Below are 13,697 nucleotides of genomic sequence, written 5' to 3'. Positions count from 1 at the left end.
GATGTCCCGGAGCCTCCACCTACAGGAGCCCCAATACAGCTTGCTCACATGCCGCCAGCCACATCCCCATTAATGAGCTGATGCAGGGTTTGGAATAACATCCGGTAGTACTCCCGGGAATGGGGAGCAAGGTCTTCCCTACGGATAGTCCGGACAACGCTGGGCAGAGATGATGTATCCATGTCCACGATCCGTCCTTCCGAACGAATAGTGTCACGGCGCCCCTCCAGAAGCTCCTCCAGCTCGTTGACCTGAGCGAGGAACAGGGCTGATACTTCACTGAGCTGACAGCGGTATTGATCAAGGGGCTTGTCACATTCCAAGATATAGACACGGCTGAACTCCCGGTCGATCAGCTTATCCGAGATCAGACTCTCTTCGGCCGCAGACCCGCAGTACACCAGCTCTTGAAAAGAAACCTTCAAGCCCAGTTCTTCCTCCAGCTCACGAACCCCTTCCCGGGCGGTCTCACCTGCCATAAGATGCCCCGCACAAGAGATGTCAAGCATGTCCGGATAGGTATCCTTGTTCTTATGTCTTAACTGAAGCAGCAGAGCAGGACCTCCTTCGGCTGCCCTGTTCAATACCCAGCAGTGGAATGTCTGGTGCCACAGCCCTTCCTCATGGGCTTGTGTACGGCTCGCCGTTCCAAGATGGTTCATCTCTGCATCATAGATGTCCAGCATTTCATCGGCCATGGATAACCGCCCCAAGTCTGACCAGCACATCTTCCCAGCGGTGCTTCATTTCTTCCCGTGCTTCCATGCCGGGAAGCTTCTCTTGATGGAAGCTGATGGTCGTGTTCTCCCCCTTTGAGATCGTCCGAATCTGTAAGATGGAGGGATGGCTCCAGGCTTCTTTTTTCCAAGTCAAACGCAGGTTAACAAGCTCGTTCACTACACGAACTTCACCGGTTATTCCCTCATCGGTACGATACTTAGAGCCGGGGTGAAGATCAAGTTCCTGATCAATTCCCCCAAGCCAAATCTCCATCCCCTCCGGTGAAGCAATCAACGCCCAAGCCTCCTGAACCGGAAGCACAAACGTGCGTCTAACCCCCACTTGGAAACCGCTTGAAGCCGTCTGCCCTATAATCCGCTCACTCATTCATTTCCCTCCCATATTGATGTCTGACTTGCTGGCTGGGTGGTTGGTTGCCTTACCCTGCACAAGCTGACTCTCTAACGTCTCTCCATGTAAATAAACGGGACCTCCTGGCCATTCACCATACTGATAACGGTCCGTTTCGACTCAAACCCGCAGCGTTCGTATACCTTGATGGCTCTATGATTAAACTCCGCCACGGCTAATCTGAACCTCACCCCGTTCGGATTGACTTGCTTCCGTATGAACTCCAACCCTTCAGCCACAAATTCAACCCCAAGTCCAGCCCCCGTTAGGGAAGGCTTAAGTCCAAGTCCAATATCAACACATGTGTCATCTTCGTATATACCGGCCTTATATCCGCTAGAAAGCCTTGCGGACTCCCCGCTGCAGAAGAATCCGGCAGTCTGACCGTCTGGGCCGAGAACATGCCAGTACTCGCCGTTCATTAACTCGTCGATCGTCTCCTCACTGTACTCAAAATTATAGAAATCGTAGGGCGGCGGATACACCCACTTAGCCATCTGCTCCGCTGCAGCTTCATCCATCGGCTTGAATAGGTATGACATTCAGGTCCCCCCTCATGCTCTTGATTGAAAAACCAAGGTCTCAACGTGTAGCTCTGGTGCAAAATCAACATTATGGCCGAAATGCTTATACAACAAGGTTAATCCATTTTAGACTTCCAGTAAATAACTGTCATCCTAGGGCAGCGGCGTTGGGAACCGCCGGGCTCATGATTTCTGATCTGCAGCCTAACCCCCATATCAACTCGCCCGGTCCGTCGTCAAAGGTCAAATAAACTGTTCTGTTTTTGAACCACCGCTACAAAACAACAGCAAAAAAGCGCAGAACAACACCCGTTCTACGCTTAATCTAAAGCTATGCTTCCACCTATGTTTTCTACTTGGAAAGTCCCCGATACCTTGCGGTTCTCAGCTCCTGGGCATACTCCTTCAGCAGCGGCATCTGCACATCCGCCGCCTCCTGAATGGCCCGCTCGATATCATAAGGGACGCGAACCAACTGAACGCTGAACGGGGCGGTCTCCCGGCTTCCATATTCCCCCTCTAATATAGCGTACGAAGCTTGAGTCATATCAAGAGGGTTGCCCACGCTTCCTGTATTGAACAACATCCTTCCCTCCAGGTGCTGCAGATAGACATTATGGATATCGCCATACCCGACCACATCGGCATCCCGCGGGTCCTTGCACAATTCTGACCCCGAGAACAGCGATAGGCGGCTCTCGTAGCTGTCCCAAGGCTGAATGCGCTCATACAGGCTCCTCGGGGAGGCGTGGAACAGCCGGATATACCGCCCGCTCATCACAAATTCGATGGAAAAGGGCAGTGAGCCCAGATATTCAAGGCGTTCCCGGCCGAGCTGCTCCTGATGCCAGTTGAGGACGGGTTCCGAGGTTTCTTTTCCAATAAAATCATCCCAGTTCCCTTGAACCACCCGTTCACAGTTCTCACGCACCAGATCCACGGTCTCATGCCCGCTGGGCCCCTTGCCAATCAAGTCTCCCAAACAGTAAATAGCGCTGACCCCGCGCTGACGTATATCTTCCAAAACGGCCTTAAGGGCCGGTACATTCCCGTGTATATCGGATATAACCGCGATTTTGTTCATTTTGTCTACCTCCGCTGCTTGATAAGGCTCCTCACCGCTGGAGTCTTGAGAACTCCGGCCCGGACCGGGGCCCCATATAAATGTATACCCGATAGAACAGAATCAATAGACCGTGTTCTCAGTTCGTATCCCCCAAATACCGCGGCTCAGTCCGATGGTTCTTCAGCTGATCTGCCAGCGAGCGTGGATAAACCCGGATATCGCCCAATTGGTCAAGGTTTATCCATTCCACGCCAATTTGTGTGTCGTCGGGGATTGCCCCATTCGCCGGCTGATCCCCGCCTACGATGCCGCATCCGAAATAAAACTCCACTTGATGCAGGTCAGAATCCCATTTTGCGAACTCATGGTTCCGGCCGATATACTCCCGGACTGCAATCAGATCCCCGGCTTCAACACGGCACCCAATTTCTTCAAGGCACTCCCGGATCACCGCTGCTCGCAGGTCTTCGCCCTTCTCCTGACCCCCGCCAGGAAACAGATAATAGACTCCCATATGGTCCTGATTCTTGGTTAGAAGAACCCATTCCTGCTCCACAATAACGGCTCTTGCCGAATTTCGAATTGGCTTCATAGATCGTTCTCCTTGGGATAGTGTTTAATTTTGCTGTATAGATGAACTACCAATACGAATGCGCCGAGAAATACAGAATAAAAGTTCAATACGTGCAGTACGTAAAATGTTCCTACGATCGCTGTTGTTCTAGAGTTTCTGGATTAAACTATTTAGGTAGAAAACCTAAAACAAAGGCGACCACTGCCGTTTCTTCGGAATCATTTTACTTTCTTTACTGCAGACCCATAGACCTTGACAGACAGCCTCTATGACCCCGGTTGATGCGCCACAATATTAACGAGCTTGCCGAACGGGTCGCGGACATAGAATCTCCGCACACCCCAAGGCTCGTTGGCAGGGCCATACTCGATCTTGAACCCGGCTCTTTGCATACGGTCGTATGCGGTATCCACATCGTCTACCTCAATGGACAGATCCGGCGTGGGTGTATCCGATCCGCCCTGCGTGGCAATGTTCACCTGAATGCTCATCTCTCGCTCTGAACCATAGGTGGTGATCCAGCCATGATCCATAAGCACGTCCAGTCCGAGCACATTCCCGTAAAAGCTCTGGGCAGCGGCAAGCTCCTCCCCGTTCGCTGAAATATTGGCAACAATCCGCTTAACCTTCATTCTTCTCACCCCTAAAACTGGCTTTGAGCAGTACCGGCATACATCCTAAGGGTTATTAGCGATGACCCCTCATCACATATGATGTCTATCTATTATGCTATATAGACTGAACTAATGGGGAATCGTCTTACTTCACACTTTTGCCTAATGGTAATTCTTAAGTTCAACTTATATAGCCTTTTTGTCCAAGCTCACTTGTCCCCGGAAAAGGTAAGCCCCTTCTTCTCTAGAGCGGCACGGATCAGCTTCATAGCATTAGGCCCGATTCCGTGCAGCTACTTAATTTCATTCTCGCTTATTCTGCTGATCTGCTCAAGGTTCAGCAGTCCCGCACTGGTGAGCGCCCTAACAGCAGGCTTGGCCAAGCCTGCCGGGAGATCATTGGACACAGGTGCTTTATTCTCATTCATACGATTCAGCCCCCGCCTCTTCTTCGTATTGATCCTCATAAAATATTAGACGGTTCCCAAACGGGTCCGTTACACGGCACTCTAAGGCCTGCCACGGAGTGGATTCCAAGTCGGGCTTCGCATACTTGTATTCCTTTTCGACAAGGTGTTGTTGAAATGTCTTGATATCATCCACCTCAATCCTTAACGCGGCGCCAGGACAACCGTCCCCATGGTGCTCACTCAGATGCAGCTCAATGCCATCCTTAGAAATCTGCATGTACTGCGGGAACCCCGGCTCATACGCATATTTCCAATCCAAGGTGAAGCCCAGAAAATCTATGTAGAATTGCAGAGCCTTCTCCTCGTCGAATATCCGGAGAACAGGGATGATAGAATTCAAAGCCATTTTTAAAATACCTCCTTGTTATCTTTTGATCCATGTGGTTCTGATGTATCCTACCTTCATGCCTGCCTGCTCCATATTCCGGTGGCTTTGGGACAAGAAAGCGCATTGGCCCACCACAAGTCTGCAGCTGCTGCGGCAGCTTCCATAATCCTGGTTCTTAGCAGGCTCCCCTGCAGCCCCAAATTTCTGAACTCCGGCAAGGTTGCAGCCAAAGTAAGGGAGGCCACGTCCCCCTTTATATACATAACTCCCGCTGCGGCGGGAATGTCGTCCATATAAGCCAAATAAAATTTCCAGCCCGGCCGGGGATACAGCACTTTATTGTTGGCTGCCACAGGCGGAATGCCTTCCTCGGGCAGCCCAAAGCTGCGGCAGTGAATGGCTGCGTAAAGATCATATTGATCTTCCTTCAGTTCCTGCACCCGGATACGCGGGTTCTCGGGCGGCCCCGTCAAATCCGCCGGGTTCATATATAAAGAGGTGTGATATCCCGCAGGGTATAGTCCATGATCATGCAAACGCTTTAGAATCTCTTGATCCGCCAGGCCCGGGACAATCTCGAGCTGGATGTTGCGTTCCCGGGCCTGGTAGAATTCCAGGATCGGATCGATCAACTCTGCATCCGCCCCGTTATTCCTTTTACCGTATTAAAACTGCCCCAAGGCATGCTTCGGCTGTAGTAGCAGATGGCCTGGCCGAATTGTTGAATCTCAATGCCTTCCGGGTTACCAGGTCTGTCTTGTATAGCGGACATCCGGTCTGACATATAACGGATCTCGGATTGTTCTATCTCCTGAATCAAATCCAGTGAAGATCGAATGTGAAGCATTTGCGTCTCACCCCTCATGTTAGGTAGATAGGTCGCATACAGCGTACGAATGCAGGTGGTTTTCTACTTCAGTGTTTTAAAAGAAATAAGTCATGAGCTCCTCATCATATCCTTGTCCCTCATACATTAGAGCATTCTTCTCGATCCCATACGTAACAAATCCAAAATTTCTGTACAGCCTGATGGCCGCAGCATTCGTAGTAACGACGGCCAGATTAACTTGCTGTAAACCTTCCAGCCCGCTGATTCTATCAAACAGCTCCTTGAATAGCGCCGTGGCAAGTCCCTGGCCCCGGTAGTCCAGCGACACATATACACCCCAGATCATTCCTTTGTGCCGGAGCTTCATGCCCTGCTCTCTTTTGAAACCAACCATCCCTACCAGCTGATCTTGGTCATTGAATGCTCCTACGATAAGACTGCCCGCTATTCTCTGTTGAATTTCAGACTCGGACAGCTGGACAGCATCCTCATAGGAGGCTCCGAACGCTTCTGGATTCGATTTCAAAGCCTCCAGCCGGAGTGCCCAGAACGCCTTAGCATCTTCTAGTTCCACACTTCTAATATGAACCATGGGGTCGCTCCCTTCAATAAACCTCAACCGTATTCGCAGGCAGCTGCCGGATATGCTGAAGATATTCCGTCATCCTTGCAGCCTCTTGAGCAGGATAGACATATCCAAAATGCTAAGGCACCTCAGCAGCCAGCTCCGGAATAAATCCGTGGTCATAAACAAGGAAATCATTCCGGATACCGATCCACCAGTTAACCATTTGATCCAGCGAGGCCCAGCTCGTATGCTCAAAAATCAGCTTGGCGTAAGGCAGCTCATCCGGCAACCTGATCCTTACGGTCCGGCTCCTGAGCCACGAGCAGATCCCCGAACTTCTGTATCCACTATCTTCTTTCCTGGCCTGCTATAATCCTCCCTTAGAAGTAAAATAGCCCCTTCCATAGATAACTTCTATCTTAGGCTGGGGCATCTAATCTCGTGACTTTTTTTGGTTATGATGTAAGGACTAGCGCTTGTTCTAAAAATCTACAGCATATTTAAGCAAGGTATGTGTGGTTAATCCCGTCCTGTCTATACCATTTCTGCGCTTCTCATTCCGTACCTCCCCAAATTCCTAAGCTTTAGGTAATTGTAAGACTATACGCCTATTTTTGATTTGTCTTTTCGTCAAGATAAATATCAAGGGCCCGTATCCCCCGCTTGGCAAGCGCAATAAATAAAAAAATCGCATAAATTCCAGCCACGATCAGAACCAAATACAGACCAAGCATAATCAACGGCATCATCTCAAGTACTCTTATAGACTCATTCATTTGAACCAGCCTTTCTAGTGGGAGGTATTATTTTTCCTTTGGTTTATACTTAGCGCACTTATCGAGCCAAACACCCACACGAGAGCTAATGCAAACATGATCCTTGTTGAACTTCATCATGAATGATCATTAATCCAGAGACTACCGCGAAGCCAGCCAGTATCTGCACGTACTCCAGATATTTCCTAAACATAATAGGAAGAAAGAACAGGATGGCGCATCCTAAAAATATAAATGGCTCCACGGCCAAACTTCCCAACTGCTATCACTCCTTAAGATCCTCAATCTGCTTCATATGATGCCTGTCATGCCAAATGAAATCTTTTAAATAGCTCTCCACGCTGAACTTGTTTCCATCCGCATCCACATATTCCTCTGTGAATTTGGAGGGCTCCTGATCCCTAATTTCAGTCACAATAGATGATCTGAACTGTCTGGTCAGCTCAATAAGCTCTGGCTTGGTGAGCTTGCTGCCTGCCTCCACTGCCTTGCGGTTGAACTCGTTGTAATCCAAGTGACGTAAGGTCAGAGGCTGGCCCTCGGATATAGGCTTGATTGCTTCCTCCAGAAAATATTTATCCCACAGGTAGATGTGACACACCACATCATGAATGGTCCACTTCCCCTCTCCCAGGGACACATTCCAATCTTGATGGGCAATCCGGTCCACAAAGCCCGACCATTCCTCAAATTCCACCAGCAAATCATCTTTTAGAGTCATGCTATTTGCCTCGCTTTCTTTTTAATATAGATAACAGACTAAGCATGTATTCCATAGTTGCAAATAATAGAGATGCCGTAATTCCAAATGCCGAAAGAGACCTTACGCCCTCCCAATTCCAATCCACACCACCAGGTAACGTTACAGCAGCACAATATATACACGTTCCAAGGAATCCGGCGGCAGCATAAGCAAGGAGTACAGTAATTAGTTGCAGCGCCTTGCTTCTAATATAGAGACGGTTATACAATGCTCCCATTGCGACAGAAAAGGACAGCCCTATAAGAAGAATAGGTAAGGAGCTATAGATCAGACCCCCCTTAAAATAGAAGCTGAAGTCATACGTTTCATTCGCAAAATATAAACCTGCCATTAGCGAAAATATAATCGGAGTTAGGAATGCTGCGGCAAATTTTGTTTTAAGAGAGCTTGTCATCTTAATAACCCCTAGCCCTTCCTAGGGAACCCGTATGCCAGAATTACAAATCCAATTAAGAATAGGAACCATACGAAGAAGTTGTCGAAAAGACCAGGGTACTTCAGGGGAACATTAAAGATGCTTCCATGGGACGCATGAGCCGCAGCAATCAGCGACCAGGATATACTTGCCGTAATTCGCTCAATCGTGTACAAAATTGCACTTACCGCCATAAATATGGAACCTAATATTTTGTAAAAGTTATTGCCCATGTAGTAGGTTTCTCGCTCCTCCCTGAAGGTGATATGGTTGGTCCAAGGGTATAACAGCTACCAGAGCTTTATGTACCCCGCTTTTCTTAGGTAAAGCTCTGAAAATGGGTTCAAATCCGAGATCGGCTCATCCAGAGAGAAGTACCCGAGCTCAAGGCTTTCATGATCATTGATCCTAGGCTCATCTTCCACATCACGCACCTCGAACATTGCGATAACATTATAAACCTCGTCTCCGTTAGGGTATTTGTAGTACATGTCTTGTCCTGAAAAGATATTAATAAAAGTAAGCGCATTCACTGTTAATCCAGCCTCTTCAAGTAGTTCCCTTCTGGCGGTATCCTCGAATGATTCCCCCGGTTCCATGGAACCTCCAATAGTTCCCCAGTCTAGGCTGTCTGTCCGCTTTTGGAGCAATAATTGACCCTCTTTGTTGAAGACTAGCACGCATGAACCCGGCATAATCAAGGGCCTCGAACCAACCTGTTCCCTTAGATCCATGATGTATCCCACTAAATTTCCTCCTAATTGTTGGTTGTCTTCTATATATATGGAACACAACCTTTTCTAAATAATGAACCGGGGATCATTGGTATGTCTCTTATGAGAACGCTTGAATGGGCGTAGAAGTTGGAAGTAATTATTCCAATTAGCCAGTTAAGCTCCAGAAAGTTCTTGGCCACCGAATATAAGCAGCTAGTTTATGAAGACAGCCTCATATTCCTGCTTTGCACACGAACTATTTGTTATTTCCTGCGTTTCTTAAGTAAAGGAGATGATCAAAGTGAGTTCAATAATTGCTGGCATTCTTATCATTGCTGCTGAGGTATTTACGATCATAAAAAAAGGCTCTACCAAAGATTCCCACTCATCGTTCCATCGTTGGGTACTCGGCATCTTAATCATACTTTTGGGTGTAATCATTATCCTGTTGCATCTTATTAGATAGGCTATCACGGGAGGAGGTTATTTCTTCATACTCTCTTTTTAGAATGCTCATGTAAATCGTATCTGAATAACGTCCATGAATAAAATTCCTCTCCCTCAATCTTCCTTCTTCCTTAAACCCGCACTTTACGTAGCATCTATACGCTCTTTCATTGAAATCGTGAACTTGCAACTGCAATCGATTTAAATTTAATCTGTTAAATACAAACTCTTGCAGTACTTTTATTGCTTCAGTACCGTATCCCTTGCCGAGATATTTCTTAATTCCAATCACGATCCCAAGCTCGGCCGATCTATTCTTCCAATCTAATCTGAATAAATCAATTTGACCTATATATTCTTCAGTATCTTTTAGAGCAATTACAAATCCTTTCTGCTCTGTTGTTCCCTCAAGTAATGAATTCAAATATTGTTCTGTTCCATTTACGGTATGTGGGAATAAGAAAACATCTGATAAGTTATCAACGATTTCCGGGTCGTTGCACCACTGTCTCATTGAATCTAAATCTTCCTTCTGATATTCTCTCAAAATAATTCGATTTCCAAGCAGCCGGGGCATGGTGACACATCCTTTAAGGTTTTATTGTCAAATCGTCGGGTTTTTATTGCACGTAGTCCAAATCGTAGAGATGCATTAGAATTAAGCGCCCAGTATCTATTTCGAAAAAAGTTGGTGGTTTACATTTCATTTCAAACTGTAACCGCATCATCCTAAGTGGTAATTTCTTCACATGAGTAAATTGCCTTATGCCAGTTGTATTAAAAGATCCAAAAAAGAAAAGCTAGACTAATTAATTCAGCCTAACTTTATAGTGATTTAATGCCTTGTTCAATTGATTTCCCTATTCTCTCTATATGTAACAATATGCTCACTTTTAAAAAATCCTTTGTTATTTGTTTCTATAACTATATATTACCCACGCAAGAAATACTGATAGACTAATGCCAGCAATCAAAATGTATTGATTGAAAAATAAGGTATTTGTGTATTGGTTAATCCAGCCAAAATGATAAACTGCTGAGTCTTCATCATTTGTAAGTCCTCTTAATTTTTCTCTCAATAAATTAACCTTAGTAACTTCCCCTATTATAACTAGAGTTAGAAAAACTAAGGAAAGAACAGGTATTAATATTATTTTAGGTTTGTCTGTTCTCTCCAACATTCTATAAATTTCTAAATAAGTAAGGATAACTAGTATTAAGAAAAATGCTACTCCAAAGGTTAACACTATAATTCCGGGGTTACCATTTGCTGATATACCACGATCTGGTCTTACTTTAAATGTAGTAATATCCACAAGAATTATAAATAGAATATTAATCATAAGTAATGCAATATAGACAACTTCTTTTTTATACATAACACCATACCTCACTAGATTCTCCCGCTATCTAATCATTACGCTCGACTAAATAGCGGAGAGAATAAAATTACTTATGTCTGTGGAATAGTAAGTATCATGCCAAAATCATTTACATTATTAGCCCAGTTCAGCCAGACTGTATGAGTGTTATATACTGCCCATTGTCAGGATCTTTGATACCAAAATAAGTAACACCTGATTGTTCCTTATAACCATTACCTGCTACAAAATGATAATTTGTATAAGAATCATCGCTTACAAAGTAATTATATCTAATACCTACTGGATGATTAGAGTAAATAGCACTTTTCCTACCCATGACTGATGGTACCCAGCATATTGCCAGGCAGTATACTTATTTCACATGTTTCCACCAAACTCCCGCACATTCCGGAACAGTTGACCACTGATTCTCTGCAATCTTCTTTGCCAGCTCTTCTCCAAAAAAGAACTCCGTGCAGTTCTTCGCCTCTTCAACATCACTAAATTTATAATCCATGCGTATCCACTTATGCTGAAAACCATAGTCCTCCTCAAGAGCTTTGTAGTAGTTCGTCAAGAACGCTGGAGGATTCGGGGTTTCCGTACCCGTACCCATAGTTTCAAAAATAATTATCGTTCCATTTGGCCTCAAAACACGATAAAGTTCTGAAATAATAAGCTTTAAATTCTCTTCCCAATCCAGGTTATCCGTATTTGCTAAGTAACAGATACTCCACCCCGAAACCACTACATCAATGGAGTTATCCGCAACGGGGATTACCCTATGATCAGCTACTACCTTTGTCCAATTACGGACAATTCCTTGTTCTACCAGATTAATTTCTAATAGCTCCAGCATAGAAGATGAAATATCTGTGCATATCAGTGATTTTGCATCCTTAGCAAGAACACTGGATAATCTGCCTGAACCGGCCCCTAAATCTAGGATATCCAGATCCTTGTAATCCCTAATCCCCCTTATTAGCTCTGAGAGCTCGGGCTGCTTACTAATCATTAGCTCATAAGTATGGGTTTGATTCTGATAAATTTGCTCATGCGCAGTCACTGTGAATCACTCCTTTTTAATTAACATGGAGGGAGGTATTCGTATTTTATTATGTATATTCGTGGAGGTTGATGTGTGTTGTTCTCCCTAATTTCAGGCAAGCGGGTTCATTCCCGCTTATCCTTCAAGTACTCTTCTAATAAATCAGGGGAATACCGTTTTTGACCTGGATTGTCACGTACCTTGCCCCATAATTGTGCGGCAACTTTCATGCGGTCTTTTATCTTTTTAGTCCGGGCATCCTTATTAAAATCCTTAACGAAATTGTTCCACTGATAGGTTCTCTCTTCTAAGCTGGCAAGAGGCTTCTCTCCTTCATAAATTTTTATCAAATCAGCCACTGTCATTTCCATGTCGCCCAAGCGTTCAGCCTCCCTAAGGGCTGCTGCCATTTCTTTAGTGAAAGAGAATTTCTTTTTGTTGTAATACTTTGCAAAAAACTCTCTTGCCATCTGATTGAATTTAAAACCATCCGGAATCAGTCTCGTGTCCAGCGACAGTTCCCTAAGTTCCGTTTTCTTTCTGACGCCCGTGTTAACTAACCGTCTGTCGGGGCTTGCTTCACCAGCCAACAAGTTCTTTATCCTTATCTCCAGCTCCGCTTTTGTCCCAAAGGATAGAAGTCCATGTTCTCTGCATATGCCCACCAATTCTTCTTTATACCAATAGTGCATTTCAAATTCCTGCATCGTCATATTTTTAGAAAAAAGCGGCCTTTGAGTTCTGCTCATACAAGTGGCCTCCTGAATTTGATTCGCTTCAACTGCCTTTAAGGTCGTTTGAAACTCTTCGAATATAGTTTTAGATAGGTACAGAAGCTAAACTTTTGCAGTTACATATAGAGATTCGCAAGGAAGTCTTTGGATATTTCATAAATGACATAGATGATGATGCTTACGTTGATCAGTACGCCTAACAACACTTTAGACAATTCATCCCGATCTCTTCGGAGAAGGATACGATTAATTTGGAATCCTAAAGATATACTTTCGCCAATTAAATTCACTGGCCATACTATTAAAGGGTATAAAGCTACACATTAATACATTCAAAAATACTCCCAGTATAAGAAATAGAACCATAATAATAATTTGCACTACAGGCCATAGCAATATAAGGGTGGTAATAACAGATTTACCTTCTATTATGTATCCCAGCGTAATTCCTATACCAATCAGTAGAACGATAAATACTAACGAGTACCCTATGGGTACGGCTTGATGACTAAAAAATCCCCCATCGAATCTATTAAAAACTTCTATACCTACTATAATGCTCAATGCTGTAAGAATAATAAGTATCGCAATCCTCAGAATGACTGCTGATTTATTCATATTCCACTTTTTTCCTATGTAATATTTGTAGTAACTATTTCAGCTTCACTAAAATCTTTGTACTATCCGGCAGGCTACTTCCATTACCTGTTGTTTACCACACCGTTAAATGAGTCCTCATGTCGTTATCATCAGTTATGTAATCCAGATTGCTATACCCTCTTACCTTTGCATTCTGATGCAAGCTTTCAAGTGTGCCCCCATCTTTGCAATAGACCGTAATATAAGAGCTATCAATAACTAGAAGCGCAAGCTGACAAGCGCTATCTAAATATTCCTTATACGTCCTCACCTCTGCTCCTGCTTTCCCCTTAGGAAAAGCTTTTAAATCCTGAAATATTAAATAATACTTGTTGTTCTCAATAATATCTTTAAGATGCCCCCCATCCATTCCTATAATCTCACGTGAGAATAGCGGGTTATCTAGTCTCCCCCCGTCTACTAAATAAGACTCTTCTCCGCCAATGTACCAATCGAATCCGGCTGTATCTAAGGGTTTTAATATATCCCCAAGGAAACTTCCATAATCATTTGGGATTTCAAATGTAATGCCCCTTCTCATTACCGTACCTCCTTTCCCGGTTAAGTTCGGACAAATGTTCCTAAGCCTTTCCGTCCAACCGCCAACCCAGTCATTCAATCCCGTACTGATCATAAAACTCTTTGATTAGCTTATCCTTTTTCTCTTTCCCCACTAATAACCATGTCTCAT

The 13,697-nt window shown here is 44.8% G+C and carries 22 protein-coding genes; all 22 read right to left on the bottom strand.

What is annotated here, in order from left to right:
* Window positions 1-44: 44 nt before the first annotated feature.
* Window positions 45-698 (bottom strand): NUDIX hydrolase, encoded by a 654-nt coding sequence (locus BN6628_RS00540; protein WP_068612781.1) that lies wholly within the window; start codon window positions 696-698, stop codon window positions 45-47.
* Entirely contained in the window at window positions 688-1,107 is a 420-nt protein-coding gene (locus BN6628_RS00535; RefSeq protein ID WP_068612779.1) for an SRPBCC family protein, read from the bottom strand. The genes BN6628_RS00540 and BN6628_RS00535 overlap by 11 nt, the downstream gene beginning before the upstream one ends.
* Window positions 1,108-1,181: 74 nt before the next feature.
* Window positions 1,182-1,673: a GNAT family N-acetyltransferase gene (locus BN6628_RS00530; protein WP_068612776.1), complete on the bottom strand. Its 492-nt coding sequence runs from the start codon at window positions 1,671-1,673 to the stop codon at window positions 1,182-1,184.
* 334 nt (window positions 1,674-2,007) lie between these two features.
* Window positions 2,008-2,739: a metallophosphoesterase family protein gene (locus BN6628_RS00525; protein ID WP_068612770.1), complete on the bottom strand. Its 732-nt coding sequence runs from the start codon at window positions 2,737-2,739 to the stop codon at window positions 2,008-2,010.
* A gap of 118 nt (window positions 2,740-2,857) precedes the next feature.
* The gene (locus BN6628_RS00520) at window positions 2,858-3,313 is read right to left on the bottom strand and encodes an NUDIX domain-containing protein (protein WP_068612767.1); all 456 of its coding nucleotides are present in this window, start codon (window positions 3,311-3,313) and stop codon (window positions 2,858-2,860) included.
* Window positions 3,314-3,561: 248 nt separating this feature from the next.
* Window positions 3,562-3,927 carry a VOC family protein gene (locus BN6628_RS00515; RefSeq protein ID WP_068612764.1) on the bottom strand — a complete coding sequence of 122 codons (366 nt, stop codon included), beginning with the start codon at window positions 3,925-3,927 and terminating at the stop codon, window positions 3,562-3,564.
* A 275-nt stretch (window positions 3,928-4,202) separates the two neighbouring features.
* A complete protein-coding gene (locus BN6628_RS26880) occupies window positions 4,203-4,337 on the bottom strand; it encodes a helix-hairpin-helix domain-containing protein (RefSeq protein WP_316245780.1) in 135 nt (44 codons plus the stop codon).
* Entirely contained in the window at window positions 4,330-4,725 is a 396-nt protein-coding gene (locus BN6628_RS00505) for a glyoxalase superfamily protein (protein ID WP_068612761.1), read from the bottom strand. Before BN6628_RS00505 ends, BN6628_RS26880 begins: the two co-directional genes overlap by 8 nt.
* A 56-nt stretch (window positions 4,726-4,781) precedes the next feature.
* The gene (locus tag BN6628_RS00500) at window positions 4,782-5,339 is read right to left on the bottom strand and encodes a hypothetical protein (RefSeq protein WP_316245779.1); all 558 of its coding nucleotides are present in this window, start codon (window positions 5,337-5,339) and stop codon (window positions 4,782-4,784) included.
* Complete coding sequence (locus BN6628_RS26875) at window positions 5,336-5,554, bottom strand: hypothetical protein (RefSeq protein ID WP_316245778.1); 219 nt, start codon at window positions 5,552-5,554, stop codon at window positions 5,336-5,338. Before BN6628_RS26875 ends, BN6628_RS00500 begins: the two co-directional genes overlap by 4 nt.
* 76 nt (window positions 5,555-5,630) lie before the next feature.
* Entirely contained in the window at window positions 5,631-6,128 is a 498-nt protein-coding gene (locus BN6628_RS00495) for a GNAT family N-acetyltransferase (RefSeq protein WP_068612758.1), read from the bottom strand.
* A 112-nt stretch (window positions 6,129-6,240) separates the two neighbouring features.
* Complete coding sequence (locus BN6628_RS25980; protein ID WP_235847543.1) at window positions 6,241-6,393, bottom strand: aminoglycoside 6-adenylyltransferase; 153 nt, start codon at window positions 6,391-6,393, stop codon at window positions 6,241-6,243.
* A gap of 319 nt (window positions 6,394-6,712) precedes the next feature.
* Complete coding sequence (locus BN6628_RS26265) at window positions 6,713-6,853, bottom strand: hypothetical protein (protein WP_162272643.1); 141 nt, start codon at window positions 6,851-6,853, stop codon at window positions 6,713-6,715.
* 292 nt (window positions 6,854-7,145) lie between these two features.
* A complete protein-coding gene (locus tag BN6628_RS00490) occupies window positions 7,146-7,601 on the bottom strand; it encodes a DinB family protein (protein WP_068612755.1) in 456 nt (151 codons plus the stop codon).
* Window position 7,602: 1 nt separating this feature from the next.
* Window positions 7,603-8,037, bottom strand: a complete 435-nt coding sequence (locus BN6628_RS00485; protein ID WP_068612751.1) for a hypothetical protein — start codon at window positions 8,035-8,037, stop codon at window positions 7,603-7,605.
* 11 nt (window positions 8,038-8,048) lie between these two features.
* Window positions 8,049-8,291 (bottom strand): hypothetical protein, encoded by a 243-nt coding sequence (locus BN6628_RS00480; protein ID WP_068612747.1) that lies wholly within the window; start codon window positions 8,289-8,291, stop codon window positions 8,049-8,051.
* A gap of 57 nt (window positions 8,292-8,348) precedes the next feature.
* Window positions 8,349-8,804, bottom strand: coding sequence for an NUDIX hydrolase (locus BN6628_RS00475; RefSeq protein WP_068612744.1), 456 nt, complete (start codon window positions 8,802-8,804; stop codon window positions 8,349-8,351).
* 385 nt (window positions 8,805-9,189) lie between these two features.
* A complete protein-coding gene (locus BN6628_RS00470) occupies window positions 9,190-9,798 on the bottom strand; it encodes a GNAT family N-acetyltransferase (protein WP_068612739.1) in 609 nt (202 codons plus the stop codon).
* A gap of 331 nt (window positions 9,799-10,129) precedes the next feature.
* Complete coding sequence (locus BN6628_RS00465) at window positions 10,130-10,600, bottom strand: hypothetical protein (RefSeq protein WP_068612736.1); 471 nt, start codon at window positions 10,598-10,600, stop codon at window positions 10,130-10,132.
* A 358-nt stretch (window positions 10,601-10,958) separates the two neighbouring features.
* Complete coding sequence (locus BN6628_RS00460; protein WP_187386097.1) at window positions 10,959-11,651, bottom strand: class I SAM-dependent methyltransferase; 693 nt, start codon at window positions 11,649-11,651, stop codon at window positions 10,959-10,961.
* Between the two features lie 107 nt (window positions 11,652-11,758).
* Window positions 11,759-12,382, bottom strand: coding sequence for an SAP domain-containing protein (locus BN6628_RS00455; RefSeq protein WP_068612733.1), 624 nt, complete (start codon window positions 12,380-12,382; stop codon window positions 11,759-11,761).
* 697 nt (window positions 12,383-13,079) lie between these two features.
* On the bottom strand, window positions 13,080-13,547 hold the full coding sequence (locus tag BN6628_RS00445; protein ID WP_068612725.1) for a DUF2691 family protein: 468 nt from the start codon (window positions 13,545-13,547) through the stop codon (window positions 13,080-13,082).
* Window positions 13,548-13,697: the final 150 nt, after the last annotated feature.

The sequence above is a fragment of the Paenibacillus tuaregi genome (assembly GCF_900086655.1).
GTDB lineage: Bacteria > Bacillota > Bacilli > Paenibacillales > Paenibacillaceae > Fontibacillus > Fontibacillus tuaregi.
The sequence above is the reverse complement of the archived record's forward strand: the minus strand, read 5'-3'. Positions and strand labels throughout refer to the sequence as shown.

What these genes read in the sequence shown, in the direction of transcription:
- BN6628_RS00515 (WP_068612764.1), bottom strand. Translation starts at nt 3,927, where the DNA reads ATGAAGGTTAAGCGGATTGTTGCCAATATTTCAGCGAACGGGGAGGAG.
- BN6628_RS00525 (WP_068612770.1), bottom strand. Translation starts at nt 2,739, where the DNA reads ATGAACAAAATCGCGGTTATATCCGATATACACGGGAATGTACCGGCC.
- BN6628_RS00480 (WP_068612747.1), bottom strand. Translation starts at nt 8,291, where the DNA reads ATGGGCAATAACTTTTACAAAATATTAGGTTCCATATTTATGGCGGTA.
- BN6628_RS26875 (WP_316245778.1), bottom strand. Translation starts at nt 5,554, where the DNA reads ATGCTTCACATTCGATCTTCACTGGATTTGATTCAGGAGATAGAACAA.
- BN6628_RS00520 (WP_068612767.1), bottom strand. Translation starts at nt 3,313, where the DNA reads ATGAAGCCAATTCGAAATTCGGCAAGAGCCGTTATTGTGGAGCAGGAA.
- BN6628_RS00495 (WP_068612758.1), bottom strand. Translation starts at nt 6,128, where the DNA reads ATGGTTCATATTAGAAGTGTGGAACTAGAAGATGCTAAGGCGTTCTGG.
- BN6628_RS00540 (WP_068612781.1), bottom strand. Translation starts at nt 698, where the DNA reads ATGGCCGATGAAATGCTGGACATCTATGATGCAGAGATGAACCATCTT.
- BN6628_RS00490 (WP_068612755.1), bottom strand. Translation starts at nt 7,601, where the DNA reads ATGACTCTAAAAGATGATTTGCTGGTGGAATTTGAGGAATGGTCGGGC.
- BN6628_RS26880 (WP_316245780.1), bottom strand. Translation starts at nt 4,337, where the DNA reads ATGAATGAGAATAAAGCACCTGTGTCCAATGATCTCCCGGCAGGCTTG.
- BN6628_RS00445 (WP_068612725.1), bottom strand. Translation starts at nt 13,547, where the DNA reads ATGAGAAGGGGCATTACATTTGAAATCCCAAATGATTATGGAAGTTTC.
- BN6628_RS00455 (WP_068612733.1), bottom strand. Translation starts at nt 12,382, where the DNA reads ATGAGCAGAACTCAAAGGCCGCTTTTTTCTAAAAATATGACGATGCAG.
- BN6628_RS00530 (WP_068612776.1), bottom strand. Translation starts at nt 1,673, where the DNA reads ATGTCATACCTATTCAAGCCGATGGATGAAGCTGCAGCGGAGCAGATG.
- BN6628_RS26265 (WP_162272643.1), bottom strand. Translation starts at nt 6,853, where the DNA reads ATGATGCCGTTGATTATGCTTGGTCTGTATTTGGTTCTGATCGTGGCT.
- BN6628_RS00465 (WP_068612736.1), bottom strand. Translation starts at nt 10,600, where the DNA reads ATGTATAAAAAAGAAGTTGTCTATATTGCATTACTTATGATTAATATT.
- BN6628_RS00535 (WP_068612779.1), bottom strand. Translation starts at nt 1,107, where the DNA reads ATGAGTGAGCGGATTATAGGGCAGACGGCTTCAAGCGGTTTCCAAGTG.
- BN6628_RS00505 (WP_068612761.1), bottom strand. Translation starts at nt 4,725, where the DNA reads ATGGCTTTGAATTCTATCATCCCTGTTCTCCGGATATTCGACGAGGAG.
- BN6628_RS00470 (WP_068612739.1), bottom strand. Translation starts at nt 9,798, where the DNA reads ATGCCCCGGCTGCTTGGAAATCGAATTATTTTGAGAGAATATCAGAAG.
- BN6628_RS00485 (WP_068612751.1), bottom strand. Translation starts at nt 8,037, where the DNA reads ATGACAAGCTCTCTTAAAACAAAATTTGCCGCAGCATTCCTAACTCCG.